A 2,230-nucleotide genomic window follows, 5' to 3' on the forward strand; every position below is an offset into this window, starting at 1 on the left:
AAGAAGGCGAGTAGGCGGTCACGGATGAGTGCTGCGGACTGTTCGGGGGGCTGGCGGTTGACATCCACTCGCAGCACGTTGAAACCGGCCTGGATCAGCCGCTCGGTGGCCTGCCGGTAGAAGCGGGCTTCGGCGCGAGAGCTGTCGGGCGGGAGCTGGAAGCGGTTGTGCGGGCCACGATCGGTCAGCCGTTCGGCAACGACCTCGGGATCGGCGTCGAGGATGACGGCCAGGTCGGGCCGGTCAGCCTCGGCATTGAGCTGCCAGAGGAAGGTGAGATCGACCCCGTCGAAGCGTTGCATCACCAGACCGGACGGGAGGTAGCGGTCGCTCAACACCACGCGGCCGGCTTCAAGGTTCGGCCGGACTTCCACCTCAAGGTGGTGGTAGCGGTCGGCCGCGTACAAGCAGGCCAGCGCGTGACCCGTGACCGTCTCGGTCACCTCGCGGCAGAGCTGCCCGATAGGCCCCGTGGACGGCTCGGCCGTGACGTGGACATCATCGCCCGCGGCGACGAGAAGGTGTGCCAGGTGCTGCACGATGGTCGACTTCCCCGCGCCGCTCGGCCCGTCCACTGAGACGAACACGCCATGCGGATGATCAGAAGAGGGCCGGAGGTTCATCCTCGTTCCCTCCGGGCGTTTGGCCGCGCAGCGCTTCCCACGTCGCGGCCTTGGTGGCGAGGGTGACGAACAACCGGGCCGCCACCAGCGCGTCATAGGTGGCGCGGTGCGGTGAGAGGTCGTCGGGTAGATCCTCGGCCAGTGTGAACGCCTCGACCAGGCTGCCGAGCCGGTAGTCGCCCTGATCCGGCATCAACCGGCGAGCGAGCCTGAGTGTGTCGAAGACCTCCGGCGTCTTCCAGTCGGGGAGCTGGCGGCGCAGGACACCAACGTCAACGTGCGCGTTGTGAGCAACCAGGGCGTCAACATCCAAGACTGCCCGTACATCGGCCGTGACGTCCGTGAACGGCGGGCAGTCAGCCACGTCCGTGTTGGTCAGGCCGTGGATGCGGGTGGCGAAGTGCTTGATCGGCCGTTCGGGCCTGACCAACCAGCTCACCGCATCCCCGACGACCCCGCCGACGATCGGGACGGCGGCCAGTTCCACCAGGTCGGGCGGCTGCTGGCCGTTGCCCTCGACGTCCACGACCACGTACGTAAGGCTTGTCCAGTCAGTCATCTTCGTTCTCGTCCTTCCATCCGATGTCGGCCCGGCCATGTCGCCGCTCATGGTGCGGATGGCGCACGTCGTGTACCTGGAAGCCAAGCGCGTGTTGCAGGTAGTAGCGGGGCTGTTCCGTCTCCAGCCCGGAGACGATGGCCGCTTGCTCCGTGATGTCCTCGACCACCAGGCCGCGCGCTTCGGACAGGGAGCTGGCGATTTCCCGTATCCGGTCGGCTGACGGCACCCGGTGTGTGCCCGCGCACAGTTCGATCTGACTCAGCGGGCAGATGTCGCACAGCTCCCGGATGCCATAGTGGCCGTTGTAGTCGGGCAACCCGTGTGCGTAGGCCACAGCGCATGAGGTCTTGCGGAACAACGGGGTGCTGGCGTCGAAGGTAGCCAGGACCCGGCGCTCCAGGGTTTCGGGCACGATCTTCCGGCGCGCCGTGCCCTCGTACGGCTCGGGCAGCCCGTTGGCCCGGTAGTATTCAGCGATCTCATCCCGGTAGAACAGGCCGGTGAACACGGTGGCGTCGGCATGCCGAGGCAGCCGGTATGCCGTGTCGAGGTGTTCCGGCGAGTCGTTGAGGCCCGGCACCAGCGGACGCCAGTAGAGAACGGTGCGGTACTTTCGGCGCTCGGGTGCGCTCATGAGCTTCAGCGATTCGGCGGCGACGTGTGATGGGTAGGGCTCGATGGCCTTGTTGTCGATGCCGGAGTACGTGAACAGCAGCGTCACCCTGACACAGCGGAGCTGGTTGAGCCGGTCGATGTCCTCGGGCTTCATCTGGTGTCTGGTGATGACCAGAACATGGTTGGTCAGGCCGCGTTCGTCGAGATCTTCCAACACGGCGAAGGTGTGTGGCCGGACGACCGGCAAGAACGGGTCGGTGGCCCGGTTGAGCACCTGCACCGGGGTGACGTGTGGCTGGAAGTACCGATGCGTGACCAGCTCTTCGACGGCCTGGGCGTCGCTCATGAGCGCACGCGGCACCCGCTGATCCCACAGGCCGTAGGTGTGCCGGATGCAGTACGCACAGTCGAGCGGGCGGCGGTGGTGGTC

3 protein-coding genes are annotated in these 2,230 nt (G+C 66.5%); all 3 read right to left on the reverse strand.

Annotated features, from left to right (window positions below; translation table 11 throughout):
* Positions 1-575, reverse strand: a 575-nt coding sequence (gene tmk, locus AC5LSR_RS10855; protein ID WP_493468405.1) for a dTMP kinase, incomplete at its 3' end; no start/stop codon positions are given.
* Positions 576-600: 25 nt separating this feature from the next.
* A complete protein-coding gene (locus AC5LSR_RS10860) occupies positions 601-1,182 on the reverse strand; it encodes a 3'-5' exonuclease (RefSeq protein ID WP_493468406.1) in 582 nt (193 codons plus the stop codon).
* The gene (locus AC5LSR_RS10865; protein WP_493468407.1) at positions 1,175-2,080 is read right to left on the reverse strand and encodes a radical SAM protein; all 906 of its coding nucleotides are present in this window, start codon (positions 2,078-2,080) and stop codon (positions 1,175-1,177) included. Before AC5LSR_RS10865 ends, AC5LSR_RS10860 begins: the two co-directional genes overlap by 8 nt.
* Positions 2,081-2,230 lie beyond the last annotated feature (150 nt).

It is taken from the genome of Protofrankia sp. CiP1_Cm_nod4 (genome assembly GCF_982290645.1).

What these genes read in the sequence shown, in the direction of transcription:
- AC5LSR_RS10860 (WP_493468406.1), bottom strand. Translation starts at nt 1,182, where the DNA reads ATGACTGACTGGACAAGCCTTACGTACGTGGTCGTGGACGTCGAGGGC.